Below are 13,477 nucleotides of genomic sequence, written 5' to 3' on the forward strand. Positions count from 1 at the left end.
AGGTAAAAAGCGATGAACCCAACATTACGCGATACGCTTCCCCATAAAGAAACGCCTTTTCTTCGCATACTACACATTCTCGTGGCCGTACTGGTCCTGGCCCAGATTATCAATTCTAATTTCACCGAAAGTGAAGCCCTCCACGAATCCGGGTTAAACGGAATTGTCACCTGGGTCCATGTTATCTCCGGATTTGGTTTAATTTTTTGTGGCATTGCCATGATGGCATGGATGTTAACCCAGCGCGGATTTAAGTATTACTTCGCCTGGCTGGCGCTGGATTTTCGTGGAATTGTTGACGATATTCGCACCCTCGCGCAGCGTCAGCTTCCTGACGCGCATGCCGGCGGCATGGCGGCAACGGTGCAAGGTCTGGACGTGCTGGCGCTGCTGGGCGTTGCACTCTGCGGCGCGGCCTGGTTCGTGCTGAACGCCACGCTCGGGCCGGTTTCGTCCGTCACGGAATCCGTCCTGGATTTGCATAAATTCCTGACGGTCTTTATCGAGACATATTTCTGGGCACACGGTTTCATGGGCCTCGTTCATATGTACCTGACGCTACGCGCACAGCGTAAATATCAGTATTCAGAATAAAACAGTTCGCAGAGCCCGGCGTTCCCGGGCTCCGTTTCACTCATCCAATCACACGTCTTTTACGCGGCAGGTCAGCAGGAGCGTCACGACGGATAGCGCCGCAATCATCCAGTAGACAGACGCATGCCCATAGCTTTGCGCCAGCGCCCCCTGAATCACGCCAGCCAGAATCACTCCGGTTGAAATACTGTTGGTAAAAAGCGTGGTCGCCGAACCTGCACGACCGGGCATGAGATCCTGAAACCAGAGCATGCCGATCCCGGCAACAATCCCAATAAACACGGCGTTAAACAGCTGAAGAGCCAGCAACGCTTCTCGCGAATGGAAAAGGATCAGCCCCGCGTAGAACAGCACCCCGGCCGCCACGGCGACGATCATCATCCTGCGCTTTCCAAAGCGCTTAACGTAGTAACCCGCCAGAATCATTGCCGGAATTTCCAGCCCGGCGGCAGTTCCCATTAAGATCCCCGCGAGTTTGTCCGGTAAACCCAGATCGCTGCTGATCCACAGCGGCATATCGATGATGTACATGGTGTTGCAGGTCCACATCAGCGTGGAGGCAATAAACAGCATGCGGACGTTTTTGTCCTGCCAGCCGCTCACCTGGGTGACAGGTTTATCCGTCGCCTGTTCGACGCGCGCCATGGACGGCAGCGCAAAGGCAATCAATACCAGGCTGATGACAAAAATCCCGGCGGCAATGGAAAACATGGTGGTAAAGCCGTAGTTCAACGCCAGCATGAAGGCCAGCGGTGGGCCAATGACCCACGCCAGCGAAAGCTGGGCACGCATCACCGAGCTGAACATCACCACTTCACGCGCCGAGTTATCCGCATATTCACGGGCCAGCGCGAACAGCTGCGGCATGGCGGTGTTCGCCAGCGACGCCAGCAGTACGCCGCAGGTAATCAGCGTCAGGTAGTGGCGGTTGAAGGCAAAGAGCAGCGCGTTACCCACGGCCATGGCGCAGCAAAAGAGGATCAGCTTACGACGATCGCCCTGGCTATCCGATCGTTTCGCCAGCGCGAGGCTGACCAGGATCCCCGCAATCGCGTTGACGGTATAAAACAGGCCGACCCAAAACGGCTGTGCCCCCACCTCGCGGCTGAGAAACAGGCTCAGCGTCGGCGCCTGCAGCGCCCCCGCCACGCCCATCATAAAGGCCACCAGCATAAAAGCGGCATACACGCCGTTCAGGCGTCGCCCCATCGTCATCAACCACAGCATGCGCAAGTCCTTGTGAAAGCGAATCGAAATTGGGTGAAAGAATAAACGAAAAAAGCCAGCAAAAACATTTTGCTGGCGGGTGATTAGCACCAATACTCAGTCACACATGATCGAGGCGAGTTAGCGGGAAGAGGTCGGTGTTGTAACGTCCCACTGCATCAATTCTTCTAACGTTTTCAGCCGTTGCTCGGCACACCGGCGGGCCAGCCAGGACGATCCCTTCGTCGCTGAAAAGTACTGCTGATAAAACTGACGTGCGGTAGACCTCTTCATAATTTACCTCCTCGCTTCATCGAGGAGAATTATTGGCCTAATATAGGGATAAATAAATTGCTGGTTTTTTGTCAGGAGTTCCCCTTTTATGCCTTCCGGTCGTCTGCAACAACAGTTTATCCGCCTCTGGCAGTGCTGCGAGGGGCAATCGCAGGAGACCACGCTCAACGAGCTGGCTGACCTGCTTAGCTGCTCCCGCCGCCATATGCGCACGCTGCTCAACACCATGCAGCAACAGGGCTGGTTAAGCTGGGAAGCGGAGGCGGGACGCGGCAAACGTTCGCGGCTGACCTTTCTCTATACCGGGCTGGCGTTGCAGCAGCAGCGCGCGGAAGACCTGCTTGAGCAGGACCGCATCGATCAGCTGGTACAGCTGGTGGGTGACAAGGCCGCCGTGCGCCAGATGCTGGTTTCCCATCTCGGACGCAGCTTTCGTCAGGGCCGACACATTCTGCGGGTGCTCTACTACCGTCCGATGAAAAATCTTTTGCCCGGCACGGCCTTACGCCGCTCTGAAACCCACATGGCCCGGCAAATCTTCAGCGGCCTGACGCGGATAAATGAGGAAAATGGGGAACTGGAGGCGGATATCGCGCACCACTGGCAGCAGGTTTCCCCGCTTCACTGGCGCTTTTTTTTACGCCCCGGCATCCACTTTCACCACGGCCGCGAGCTGGAAATGCACGACGTCATCGCGTCTCTGGAGCGAGCCCGCAAGCTCCCGCTCTACTCGCATATCTCCCGCGTCCACTCCCCCACGGCCTGGACGCTGGATATTGAGCTGTCGCAGCAGGATAAGTGGCTTCCTTGGCTGCTGGGCTACGTGCCGTCGATGATTCTGCCCGGCGAGTGGGAAACATTGAACAATTTTGCCAGCCTGCCAATTGGCACCGGGCCCTACTCCGTCTCCCGCAATAACAGCAACCAGCTGAAAATCCGCGCGTTCGATGACTACTTTGGCTATCGGGCGCTGATCGACGAAGTGAACGTATGGGTATTACCGGATCTCAATGAAGACCTGAGCTGCGGGCTGACGCTTGAAGGCCCCACCACCGGAGAAAAGGCCGTGGAGAGCCGCCTGGAGGAGGGCTGTTACTATCTCCTCTTTGACCGCCGCACCCACCGTGGGGCAAACCAGGCCGTCCGCAAGTGGATCAGCCACGTTTTGTCCCCTTCCAATCTGATTTACCATGCGGAAGAGCAGTACCAGACATACTGGTTCCCGGCGTACGGCCTGCTTCCGCGCTGGCACCACGCCCGCCCGGTGCAATGCGACAAACCCGCAGGGCTGGAGTCCATCACCCTGACCTACTACCGCGAGCACGTAGAGCATCGTTTTATCGCCAGAATCATGACCCGACTGCTGGCAGCCGAGGGGGTCAGGCTGGAGATCAGGGAAGTGGACTATGACGAATGGCATCAGGGGGAGATCGCCAGTGATATCTGGCTCAACAGCGCCAACTTTACCCTGCCGCTCGATTTTTCCCTTTTCTCGCATCTGTATGAAGTGCCTCTCATCCAGCACTGCATCGACCGTGACTGGCAGCAGGACGCCGCCCAGTGGCGTGCGGGAGATATGAATCTTGCAGCGTGGTGCCAGCAGCTGCTGGCCGAGCAGGCGATCGTCCCGTTGATCCACCACTGGCTGATGATCCAGGGCCAGCGCAGCATGCGCGGCCTGCGGATGAATACCCTGGGCTGGTTTGATTTTAAATCCGCCTGGTTTGCGCCGCCGGAGCCATAACGCTTTCGTAATATTCACCAAATCATTACAATAGCGCCGTTCTCAACGGGGTGCTGCATCACAGATGTGCGCTGAGATAATACCCGTCGAACCTGATCCGGATAACGCCGGCGAAGGGATTTGAGGCTGTTGCTCAAAATCCTTTGCCACTCAACTTTGAGGTGCAAAGTGTTAAAAAAAGTTCTTCCCCTGCTGGCGCTGTTTGCGCTGCCTGCTTTTGCCAAGCCCGTCCTGACGGTCTACACCTATGACTCTTTCTCTGCCGACTGGGGCCCTGGCCCGGTGGTTAAAAAAGCCTTTGAAGCGGACTGTAACTGCGAGCTGAAGTTCGTGGCGCTGGAAGATGGCGTGTCGCTGCTCAACCGTCTGCGCATGGAAGGGAAAAACAGCAAGGCCGACGTGGTGCTCGGGCTGGATAACAACCTGCTGGACGCCGCCTCGCAAACCAAACTGTTTGCCAAAAGCGGCGTCGCGGCAGATGCCGTTAACGTGCCGGGCGGCTGGAAAAACGACACCTTTGTGCCGTTCGATTACGGCTACTTTGCTTTTGTTTACGACAAAAATAAGCTGAAAAACCCGCCGAAGAGCCTGAAAGAGCTGGTCGAAAGCGATCAGAAATGGCGCGTGATTTATGAAGACCCGCGTACCAGTACGCCTGGCCTGGGCCTGCTGCTGTGGATGCAAAAGGTCTACGGGGATAAAGCGCCGGAAGCGTGGCAGAAGCTGGCCGCCAAAACCGTCACCGTCACCAAGGGCTGGAGCGAAGCCTATGGCCTGTTCCTGAAAGGTGAAAGCGACCTGGTGCTGAGCTACACCACCTCTCCGGCCTACCACATTATCGCCGAGAAGAAAGATAACTACGCCGCCGCTAATTTTGGTGAAGGACACTATCTGCAGGTGGAAGTCGCCGCGCGTACCGCCGCCAGCAAACAGCCGGAGCTGGCCGAGAAGTTCCTGAAGTTTATGGTTTCACCGGCGTTCCAGAATGCGATTCCCGCAGGCAACTGGATGTATCCGGTCACTAACGTTACCCTGCCCGCAGGTTTCGAGCAGTTGACCAAACCAACAGCCTCGCTGGAGTTTACGCCGCAGCAGGTCGCCGCGCAGCGTGCAGCATGGGTAAGTGAATGGCAACGCGCCGTCAGCCGCTGATTCCCGGCTGGTTACTTCCCGGGCTGCTCGCCGCCATAGTGATGGTGGTGGTCAGCCTGGGGGCTTTTCTTGCACTGTGGTTCAACGCGCCAGAGAGTGACCTGCTCGCCCTCTGGCACGACGGCTACCTCTGGCACGTTATCCGGTTCTCCTTCTGGCAGGCGTCGCTTTCTGCCCTGCTGTCGGCGATCCCGGCCATTTTTCTGGCGCGCGCCCTGTATCGGCGGCGTTTCCCCGGCAGGCTTGCCCTGCTGCGGCTGTGCGCCATGACGCTGATCCTGCCCGTGCTGGTGGCGGTATTTGGTATTCTGAGCGTTTACGGTCGCCAGGGCTGGCTGGCCTCGCTATTCGGCCTGCTTGGTCTGGAATGGTCATTCTCGCCTTACGGCCTGCAGGGCATTCTGCTGGCGCACGTCTTTTTCAATATGCCGATGGCAACGCGCCTCTTTTTGCAGGCGCTGGAAAATATTCCCGGCGAACAGCGTCAGGTTGCCGCCCAGCTCGGCATGCGCGGCTGGTCATTCTTCCGCTTTGTCGAATGGCCGTGGCTGCGCCGCCAGCTTCCCCCCGTGGCGGCATTAATCTTTATGCTCTGTTTTGCCAGCTTTGCCACCGTGCTGTCGCTCGGCGGCGGGCCGCAGGCTACCACCATTGAGCTGGCGATTTACCAGGCGCTAAGTTACGACTACGATCCCGGTCGCGCCGCGCTGCTGGCGATGGTGCAGATGGTGTGCTGTCTGGCGCTGGTGTTACTCAGCCAGCGGCTGAGCAAAGCGATCCCCGCAGGAAGCAATAATCTTTCTGGCTGGCGCGATCCGCAGGACAGCCTGCACAGCCGCATCTCGGACGTGATGCTGATCGCGCTGGCGCTCCTGCTTCTGCTGCCGCCGCTGCTGGCCGTGATCGCCGATGGCCTCAACAGGAATGTGGTGTCGGTACTGCAACAGCCGGTCCTGTGGCAAGCCACATGGACCTCGTTGCGCATTGCGCTGGCAGCCGGGCTACTGTGCGTGACGCTGACCATGATGTTGCTCTGGAGCAGCCGCGAGCTGTACGCGCGACATGCCCGTAAAGCCGGACACGCGCTGGAGCTGACGGGCATGCTGATCCTGGCGATGCCGGGAATCGTGCTGGCGACGGGCTTCTTTTTACTGTTCAACAGCACCATTGGCCTGCCGGAAAGGGCCGACGGCATCGTGATTTTCACTAACGCCCTGATGGCCATCCCCTACGCGCTCAAAGTGCTGGAAAACCCGATGCGCGACGTCAACAGCCGCTACGGTTTGCTGTGCCAGTCGCTGGGCATGCAGGGCTGGCAGCGGCTGAAGGTGGTCGAACTCCGCGCGCTGAAACGTCCGCTGGCGCAGGCGCTGGCGTTTGCCTGCGTGCTGTCGATTGGCGATTTTGGCGTGGTGGCGCTCTTTGGCAATGACGATTTCCGCACGCTGCCATACTGGCTCTATCAGCAGATCGGCTCTTATCGCAGTCAGGACGGTGCGGTCACCGCGCTGTTACTGCTGCTGCTGTGCTTTGCCTTATTTACCGTTATCGAAAAACTTCCGGGGCGTGATGTTAAAACTGACTGATGTAACCTGGCTTTACCAGCATCTGCCGATGCGCTTCACGCTCTCCGTGCGTCAGGGAGAGATGATCGCCGTACTTGGCCCAAGCGGCGCGGGAAAAAGCACGCTGCTTAATTTGATTGCCGGTTTTCTGCAGCCGGCAAGCGGCGCGATCGTCATTAACAATCACGATCATACCCACACGCCGCCCGCAAAACGTCCTGTCTCAATGCTGTTTCAGGAAAACAACCTGTTTACCCACCTGACGGTGCGGCAAAACATCGCGCTGGGAATGCATCCGGGACTCAGGCTGAACGATGCCCAGCGCCAGAAGCTGGAGATCATTGCCGCCCAGATGGGGATCACCGAATTCATTGACAGGCTGCCGGGCGAGCTTTCCGGCGGCCAGCGTCAGCGCGTGGCGCTGGCACGTTGTCTGGTACGCGAGCAGCCGATCCTGCTGCTGGATGAGCCGTTCTCGGCGCTCGATCCCGCACTGCGCCAGGAGATGCTGGCGCTGGTGCAGGACGTCTGTCAGCGCCAGCAGCTGACGATGCTGATGGTGTCGCACAGTATCGAAGATGCCGCCCGCATCGCGCCGCGATCGGTGGTGATTGCCGAAGGACGTATTTTGTGGGATGGGAAAACAGAAGAACTGCTGAGCGGTAAAGCGGGGGCGTCTTCACTGTTGGGCATTCGTGCGGTCTGATGCCCTCACCCTGCCCCTCTCCCACTGGGAGAGGGAATAAACCTTAACGGCTCACCACCTTCAACAGGATCTCGCCGTATACCGGCATCAGCGGGTGGCGAATCAGCGCGACCAGCGCCACCACGGCCACACCCAGCGTCAGCGGAGCCAGCCACAAAAGACGAGAGCGCGGAAGATAGCGCGTCAGGCGATCGACGCTGGCTTTCGCGCTGCGCCACAGCCGCCAGCAGAGCCACGCAGCCAGCCACAGCAGCACAGCCGTGCCCAGCAGCAGCCACTTAAACTCACCGCTCTGCATCCCGTCAGGAATATCAATGGCAGCACCCGCGAGGATCCCCGGCAGGAAGTAGAACGGCGGCCAGAAGACGCAGCCGATAATGTTCGGTACCACGAATTTCGCGACGGGCAGATCCAGCATTCCCGCCACCATCGGCACCAGCGGACGCGTTGGTCCCACAAAGCGGCCGACGAGAATGGTAAACATGCTGTGCTGGTGCAGCGCATGCTCGGTTTTATCCAGCAGGGCTTTGTTCTTTTTCATGAACGACCAGCGGTGCAGCGGCTTCTTAAAGCGCCAGCCCAGCCAGAAGGAGATCCAGTCACCCAGCAAACAGCCGATAATCCCGGCCAGCCACGCCTGCCAGAAATTGACCTCACCGCTGCCAATCAGCGCCCCAAGCCCCGCCATCATCACGGTGCCGGGCAGGATCAGCCCAACCAGCGCCAGCGATTCCAGAAACGCCACCAGCGCCACGGCGATGAGCGAGTACATAACGGACTGGGTAATAAAGTGTTCCAGCAATGCCTGCATAACTATTCCGGTCAGAAAACGAATCAGCGATTCTGCTTAGCGCCCCGCACCGCGTCAAGGCATCAATTGTCTGAATAGTTTACAAGATGCGCCTGAAGTTCACCTGAATGTTTACCGTTTATTCACATCCCGCGCGGAATTCACTCGGGCTGGCGCCGGTACATTTTTTAAATACCCGGGAGAAATAGAGCTGATCCTCAAAGCCCACGTTGCGCCCCACGGTGGCGATGGGCATCCGGGTGGTGCTGAGCAGCAACTTCGCCTGGCTGATGCGCTGATCCTCGCGCCAGCTCAATACGCTGACGCCCAGCTGCTGACGGAACAGATGCGACAGCCGCGACGGCGACAGGCAGACGTGCTGCGCAACGCTGGCGATATCAAACTGGCTATCGGCCAGGTGGTCGCTGATGTACTGGCAGGCGTCGCGCACGCGGTTATCCAGCGGCGGGTTAAGCGACTCGTTTATCGCCTCCATCCGTCGCAGCAGCAGTTGTTCGAGCAGGTTAATCGCCAGCAGTTCAGCGTAGCGCCCACCGGCCTGTCCCGCCTCGATAATCTGCGCAAAAAGCTCGCGAAACTGCGCCAGATGAACCTCATCCGGACGATAAAAACCGGTGTGCGCAAAAATAGCCGGCCAGGAAAGCCATTCCTGCCAGTAGGCGCGCGGACGGAAGTAGACCCACTGGTGATACCACTCTTTGGCATCCGGATGACGGCCATAGTGGTGGATCTCCCCCGGCGGGAACAGCAGGATATCGCCGGGGCGGCAGACAAACTGCTGGTCACCGTTCTTGATGATCCCTTCTCCTCGCACGGTCAGATTGAGGATATACCCTTTCATCCCGAGCGGTCGGTCGACGTAAAAGTCGAGATATCCCTCAGCCTCGATAGGGGTCAGTCCCGCCACAAGGTGCGCGTTAAACGAGTATCCCGGCAGAAGGGGATCGTTTTGCGTTTCGGCCATAGATTCAGTTCTCCCAAGGGTCCTGAAGGAAACCAATTGTCCATATCATTAAAAGCAGGTTAAAAATGGCCCGCGAAAAGATCCAAAAAGCATCACGCCGCTTTTACGTCCGCCATGTTTCAGCCTTTCCCCCTGATTTCTCCGCCAGAGCAGGCAGATAACCAGTAACAAAAGTGTCTATAAGTGCGGCAGAAATGTCCACATTGAATATTTGCACGGCGTCACACTTTCCGCTGTAACAGCAATTTAGTCCATAAGATTAGCGGATCCTGCCTGACGACTTTTGTCCCCAGTCTCTAATGTTCTTCCATACCTGTTTTTTCGATGGAGCAACACCATGGCAATTGCGATTGGCCTCGATTTTGGCAGCGATTCAGTTCGCGCGCTGGCAGTGGACTGTACGACTGGCCAGGAGATAGCAACCAGCGTTGAGTGGTATCCGCGCTGGCAAGAGGGGCGCTACTGCGACGCGCCAAACAACCAGTTCCGTCACCACCCGCGCGATTACATTGAATCGATGGAAGCGGCGATCAAAACCGTGCTGGCTGAACTGACGGACGCCCAGCGGGCCGATGTCGTGGGGATTGGCGTTGACAGCACCGGCTCAACGCCTGCTCCTGTCGATGCCGAAGGCCGCGTACTGGCGCTGCGACCGGAGTTTGCCGACAACCCGAACGCCATGTTTGTGCTGTGGAAAGACCATACCGCCGTGGAAGAGGCCGAAGCCATCACCCGCCTGTGCCATCAGCCGGGCAAAACAGACTACTCGCGCTACATCGGCGGGATTTACTCCAGCGAATGGTTCTGGGCCAAGATCCTCCACGTTACCCGCGCCGACGCCGCCGTTGCACAGGCAGCCGCATCGTGGGTTGAGCTGTGCGACTGGGTGCCTGCCCTGCTCTCCGGCACCACGCGACCGCAGGATATCCGCCGCGGCCGCTGCAGCGCCGGGCATAAATCCCTGTGGCATGAAGGCTGGGGCGGCCTGCCTCCGGCCGCGTTCTTCGATGAGCTCGACCCGATCCTCAACAAGAACCTGACATACCCGCTGTTTACTGACACCTTCACCGCCGATATTCCGGTCGGCACCCTCTGCGAAGAGTGGGCGACGCGCCTCGGCCTGCCGCAGAACGTGGCGATCTCCGGCGGTGCCTTTGACTGCCATATGGGCGCCGTGGGCGCGGGCGCACAGCCAAACACGCTGGTCAAAGTCATCGGAACCTCCACCTGCGACATCCTGACGGCGGATAAAGGCACCGTCGGCGACCGCGCGGTGAAAGGCATCTGCGGTCAGGTTGACGGCAGCGTGGTACCCGATTTTATCGGCCTCGAAGCGGGTCAGTCCGCCTTCGGCGATATCTACGCCTGGTTTGGCCGCGTGCTGGGCTGGCCGCTGGACCAGTTGGCGGCGGCGCATCCTGAACTGAAAACACAGATTACCGCGAGCAAAAAACAGCTCCTGCCGCAGCTCACCGAAGCCTGGGCAAAAAATCCGTCTCTCGACCACCTGCCGGTGGTGCTGGACTGGTTCAACGGTCGCCGCACGCCGTTTGCCAACCAGCGCCTGAAAGGGGCGATCGCGGATCTCAACCTGGCAACCGACGCGCCTGCGCTGTTCGGCGGCCTGATTGCCGCAACGGCCTTCGGCGCCCGCGCCATTATGGAGTGCTTCACCGAGCAGGGCATCGACGTGAACAACGTGATGGCGCTGGGCGGCATCGCCCGTAAAAACCCGGTGATTATGCAGGCCTGCTGCGACGTGCTGAACCGGCCGCTGCAGATTGTGGCCTCCGATCAGTGCTGTGCGCTGGGCGCGGCGATTTTCGCGGCCGTGGCCGCAGGCGTTCATGCCGACATCCCGACCGCGCAGCAGCACATGGCAAGCGCCGTCGAAAACACACTCCAGCCGCGTGTCCAGCAGGCACAACGCTTTGAACAGCTTTATCAGCGCTACCAGCAATGGGCAAAAAGCGCCGAACTTCACTATCTCCCTGTCGCCGCCCCGGCCAAAAGCACCGCGGACACTACGGCAACCCTGACCCATTAAGGACACGATGATGACCATTTTTAATAACTATGAAGTGTGGTTTGTGATTGGCAGCCAGCATCTGTACGGACCGGAAGCCCTGCAGCAGGTGACGAAACACGCGGAGCACGTGGTTAACGCGCTGAACGCGGAAGCCAAACTGCCGTGCAAACTGGTTCTGAAGCCGCTGGGCACCACGCCGGACGAAATCACTAATATCTGCCGTGACGCCAACTACGACGACAAATGCGCAGGGCTGGTGGTGTGGTTGCACACCTTCTCGCCGGCCAAAATGTGGATCAACGGCCTGTCTATCCTCAACAAACCGCTACTGCAGTTCCATACCCAGTTCAACGCCTCCCTGCCGTGGGACAGCATCGACATGGACTTTATGAACCTGAACCAGACCGCGCACGGCGGCCGCGAGTTTGGCTTCATCGGCGCGCGTATGCGTCAGCAGCACGCGGTGGTCACCGGCCACTGGCAGGATGGCAAGGCGCAACAACGTATCGGCTCATGGATGCGTCAGGCGGTCTCTAAGCAGGATACCCGCCACCTGAAAGTGGTGCGTTTCGGCGACAACATGCGTGAAGTGGCGGTCACCGACGGTGACAAAGTCGCCGCGCAGATCAAGTTCGGCTTCTCCGTGAATACCTGGGCCGTGGGCGATCTGGTGCAGGTGGTGAATGAAATCAGCGACGGCGACGTAAGCGCGCTGGTCGACGAGTACGAAAGCCGCTACCGCCTGACGCCTGCGGCACAAATCAACGGCGACAAGCGCCAGAACGTGCTGGACGCGGCGCGCATCGAGCTGGGCATGAAGCGCTTCCTGGAACAGGGCGGCTTCCACGCCTTTACCACCACTTTTGAAGACCTCCACGGTCTGAAACAGCTGCCGGGTCTGGCGGTACAACGTCTGATGCAGCAGGGCTACGGCTTTGCGGGCGAAGGCGACTGGAAAACTGCCGCTCTGCTTCGCATCATGAAGGTGATGTCGACCGGTCTGCAGGGCGGCACCTCCTTTATGGAGGACTACACCTACCACTTCGAGAACGGCAACGACCTGGTGCTCGGCTCCCACATGCTGGAAGTGTGCCCTTCTATTGCCGTCGAAGAGAAACCGATTCTGGACGTGCAGTATCTCGGCATCGGCGGTAAAGCCGATCCGGCGCGTCTGATCTTCAACACCCGTACGGGCCCGGCCATCAACGCCAGTCTGATCGATCTGGGCGATCGTTTCCGCCTGCTGGTGAACTGCGTTGATGCGGTTGAAACCCCGCACTCCCTGCCGAAACTGCCGGTTGCTAACGCCCTGTGGAAAGCACAGCCTGACCTGCCAACCGCCTCAGAGGCCTGGATCCTGGCCGGCGGCGCGCACCATACGGTGTTCAGCCACGCGCTGGATCTGAACGATATGCGTCAGTTCGCCGAGCTGCACGATATCGAACTGACCGTCATTGATAACGATACACGCCTGCCTGCGTTCAAAGACGCGCTGCGCTGGAACGAAGTCTATTACGGTTCAAAACGCTAAGCCCTGAATGCCCGGTGGCGCTGCGTTTACCGGGCCTACGGTTCCGTAGGCCGGATACGCGAAGCGCCATCCGGCAGGAGATAACAATGTTAGACGATCTCAAACGTCAGGTGCTCGAAGCCAACCTGGCGCTGCCGAAACATAATCTGGTGACCCTGACCTGGGGCAACGTCAGCGCCGTTGACCGGGAAAAAGGCGTGTTCGTGATCAAGCCTTCCGGCGTGGATTACGCGGTAATGACCGCAGACGATATGGTGGTGGTCAGCCTCGAGACTGGGGAAGTGGTCGAAGGTAAGAAAAAACCGTCCTCCGATACGCCGACTCACCGCCTGCTGTACCGGTCATTCCCAACCATTGGCGGCATCGTGCATACCCATTCGCGCCATGCGACCATCTGGGCGCAGGCGGGCCAGTCCATCCCGGCGACCGGCACCACCCACGCGGACTACTTTTACGGCACCATTCCCTGCACGCGTCTGATGACCGATGCGGAGATTAACGGTGAGTACGAGTGGGAAACCGGCAACGTGATTGTTGAAACCTTCGAAAAACAGGGGATCGACGCGGCGCAAATGCCCGGCGTGCTGGTGCATTCCCACGGCCCGTTTGCCTGGGGTAAAAACGCAGAAGACGCGGTGCATAACGCCATCGTGCTCGAAGAGGTGGCCTATATGGGGATCTTCTGTCGCCAGCTGTCGCCGCAGCTGCCGGATATGCAGCAAACCCTGCTGGATAAGCATTACCTGCGCAAGCACGGTGCGAAGGCCTATTACGGGCAGTAGCTCATCGCCCGTTGGCGCTGCGCTTACCGGGCCTACGGAACCTGTAGGCCGGATAAGCGCAGCGCCATCCGGCAAAACCAGCACTGTATAAAACCCCAG

At 58.9% G+C, this 13,477-nt stretch carries 12 protein-coding genes and 1 riboswitch; of the genes, 8 read left to right on the top strand and 4 right to left on the bottom strand.

Annotation, left to right across the window (positions count from 1 at the left end):
* Nucleotides 1–12 precede the first annotated feature (12 nt).
* Nucleotides 13–594, top strand: coding sequence for a cytochrome b/b6 domain-containing protein (locus N037_RS17940; RefSeq protein ID WP_032642572.1), 582 nt, complete (start codon nt 13–15; stop codon nt 592–594).
* Between the two features lie 48 nt (nt 595–642).
* On the opposite strand, the gene N037_RS17945 is transcribed toward N037_RS17940, so the two are convergent.
* Both N037_RS17945 and sgrT read right to left on the bottom strand, forming a co-directional pair.
* Nucleotides 643–1,821, bottom strand: a complete 1,179-nt coding sequence (locus tag N037_RS17945; RefSeq protein WP_032642574.1) for a sugar efflux transporter — start codon at nt 1,819–1,821, stop codon at nt 643–645.
* A 120-nt stretch (nt 1,822–1,941) separates the two neighbouring features.
* On the bottom strand, nt 1,942–2,094 hold the full coding sequence (sgrT, locus tag N037_RS24290) for a glucose uptake inhibitor SgrT (protein WP_023334488.1): 153 nt from the start codon (nt 2,092–2,094) through the stop codon (nt 1,942–1,944).
* A gap of 88 nt (nt 2,095–2,182) precedes the next feature.
* Here sgrT and sgrR point away from each other — a divergent pair, with 88 nt between their 5' ends.
* From sgrR to thiQ, 4 genes are all read left to right on the top strand, one after another.
* A complete protein-coding gene (gene sgrR / locus N037_RS17950; protein ID WP_032642576.1) occupies nt 2,183–3,838 on the top strand; it encodes an HTH-type transcriptional regulator SgrR in 1,656 nt (551 codons plus the stop codon).
* 36 nt (nt 3,839–3,874) lie between these two features.
* A riboswitch (TPP riboswitch) is annotated at nt 3,875–3,975 on the top strand.
* Nucleotides 3,976–4,006: 31 nt separating this feature from the next.
* Nucleotides 4,007–4,990: a thiamine ABC transporter substrate binding subunit gene (gene thiB / locus N037_RS17955; protein ID WP_032642579.1), complete on the top strand. Its 984-nt coding sequence runs from the start codon at nt 4,007–4,009 to the stop codon at nt 4,988–4,990.
* Entirely contained in the window at nt 4,966–6,576 is a 1,611-nt protein-coding gene (thiP, locus tag N037_RS17960) for a thiamine/thiamine pyrophosphate ABC transporter permease ThiP (protein WP_032642581.1), read from the top strand. The genes thiB and thiP overlap by 25 nt, the downstream gene beginning before the upstream one ends.
* The gene (gene thiQ, locus N037_RS17965) at nt 6,560–7,261 is read left to right on the top strand and encodes a thiamine ABC transporter ATP-binding protein ThiQ (protein WP_032642583.1); all 702 of its coding nucleotides are present in this window, start codon (nt 6,560–6,562) and stop codon (nt 7,259–7,261) included. The genes thiP and thiQ overlap by 17 nt, the downstream gene beginning before the upstream one ends.
* Nucleotides 7,262–7,304: 43 nt before the next feature.
* On the opposite strand, the gene N037_RS17970 is transcribed toward thiQ, so the two are convergent.
* A complete protein-coding gene (locus N037_RS17970) occupies nt 7,305–8,072 on the bottom strand; it encodes a DedA family protein (RefSeq protein WP_023334483.1) in 768 nt (255 codons plus the stop codon).
* A gap of 118 nt (nt 8,073–8,190) precedes the next feature.
* Nucleotides 8,191–9,036 carry an arabinose operon transcriptional regulator AraC gene (araC, locus tag N037_RS17975; protein ID WP_023310373.1) on the bottom strand — a complete coding sequence of 282 codons (846 nt, stop codon included), beginning with the start codon at nt 9,034–9,036 and terminating at the stop codon, nt 8,191–8,193.
* Nucleotides 9,037–9,373: 337 nt separating this feature from the next.
* On the opposite strand from araC, the gene araB reads away from it, so the two are divergent.
* The 3 genes from araB (at nt 9,374) to araD (ending at nt 13,378) form a co-directional block, all read left to right on the top strand.
* Nucleotides 9,374–11,083, top strand: a complete 1,710-nt coding sequence (gene araB / locus N037_RS17980) for a ribulokinase (protein ID WP_032642586.1) — start codon at nt 9,374–9,376, stop codon at nt 11,081–11,083.
* Nucleotides 11,084–11,093: 10 nt separating this feature from the next.
* Nucleotides 11,094–12,596, top strand: a complete 1,503-nt coding sequence (araA, locus tag N037_RS17985; protein WP_032642588.1) for an L-arabinose isomerase — start codon at nt 11,094–11,096, stop codon at nt 12,594–12,596.
* A gap of 86 nt (nt 12,597–12,682) precedes the next feature.
* Nucleotides 12,683–13,378 (top strand): L-ribulose-5-phosphate 4-epimerase, encoded by a 696-nt coding sequence (araD, locus tag N037_RS17990; RefSeq protein WP_023334480.1) that lies wholly within the window; start codon nt 12,683–12,685, stop codon nt 13,376–13,378.
* The last annotated feature ends 99 nt before the right edge of the window (nt 13,379–13,477 follow it).

The sequence above is a fragment of the Enterobacter sp. EGD-HP1 genome, from assembly GCF_000733275.2.
Classification (GTDB): Bacteria; Pseudomonadota; Gammaproteobacteria; order Enterobacterales; family Enterobacteriaceae; genus Enterobacter.

Coding starts and splice junctions, on each gene's coding strand:
- N037_RS17940 (WP_032642572.1), top strand. CDS start 13: ATGAACCCAACATTACGCGATACGCTTCCCCATAAAGAAACGCCTTTT.
- sgrT (WP_023334488.1), bottom strand. CDS start 2,094: ATGAAGAGGTCTACCGCACGTCAGTTTTATCAGCAGTACTTTTCAGCG.
- araA (WP_032642588.1), top strand. CDS start 11,094: ATGACCATTTTTAATAACTATGAAGTGTGGTTTGTGATTGGCAGCCAG.
- N037_RS17945 (WP_032642574.1), bottom strand. CDS start 1,821: ATGCTGTGGTTGATGACGATGGGGCGACGCCTGAACGGCGTGTATGCC.
- araC (WP_023310373.1), bottom strand. CDS start 9,036: ATGGCCGAAACGCAAAACGATCCCCTTCTGCCGGGATACTCGTTTAAC.
- thiP (WP_032642581.1), top strand. CDS start 4,966: ATGGCAACGCGCCGTCAGCCGCTGATTCCCGGCTGGTTACTTCCCGGG.
- araD (WP_023334480.1), top strand. CDS start 12,683: ATGTTAGACGATCTCAAACGTCAGGTGCTCGAAGCCAACCTGGCGCTG.
- thiQ (WP_032642583.1), top strand. CDS start 6,560: ATGTTAAAACTGACTGATGTAACCTGGCTTTACCAGCATCTGCCGATG.
- sgrR (WP_032642576.1), top strand. CDS start 2,183: ATGCCTTCCGGTCGTCTGCAACAACAGTTTATCCGCCTCTGGCAGTGC.
- N037_RS17970 (WP_023334483.1), bottom strand. CDS start 8,072: ATGCAGGCATTGCTGGAACACTTTATTACCCAGTCCGTTATGTACTCG.
- araB (WP_032642586.1), top strand. CDS start 9,374: ATGGCAATTGCGATTGGCCTCGATTTTGGCAGCGATTCAGTTCGCGCG.